Source organism: Hymenobacter agri, from assembly GCF_054778495.1.
On the sequence record NZ_BAAGZM010001321.1, the window covers coordinates 1 to 514 of the forward strand.

Here is a 514-nt window from a genome sequence, read left to right on the forward strand (position 1 = left end):
GGGAGGCTGGGGCGGGTTCGGTGGGGCCGGTTTGGGCGTGGGTAGTCAGGGCGGCGGCCAGGAGCAGGCCGCTGAGAGCGAGAGTACGCATGTGCTTAGTGGAAAAGGAAGGAACTAAGCAGAAGAGGCCGCACGGGGCAATTCGGTTGCACACTTCGGCCCAAAAACCGCTACTGCCCGCGCCCAAACCGGTAGCGCAGGCCCAGGGCGGCACTGCCAATAAAATCGGGGAAGGTGAGGTCGCGGTTGGTGGCAATGTCCAGGTTAAGCTCGAAGCGGGAGCTGAGGCGGTAGCGAGTAGCCAGGCCGGCGGTGAGCAGCCAGTTGTTGGCTGTGTGGTGGTAGGCAAAGGAGGAGGTTTCGAGGCTGCCGGCGTAGCCGGAAGTGCTGCTGCCGCGCTCATACCAGTTGCCGTGCACCACGCCCACACCGCCCAGCACGTCGAACTGCAGCCGGTGGGCCGGGTTAGCCGTGAGCGTGTAGCGCGCCAGGGCCGCCGCCGTGGTGGTGCGCG

Annotated in this window: 1 protein-coding gene; it reads right to left on the minus strand. The window is 66.3% G+C overall.

All coding sequences use genetic code 11. The features are described from left to right. Positions 1-170 precede the first annotated feature (170 nt). Positions 171-514: hypothetical protein (locus ACYVDE_RS26020; RefSeq protein WP_460504388.1), on the minus strand; the 344-nt coding region annotated here is incomplete at its 5' end.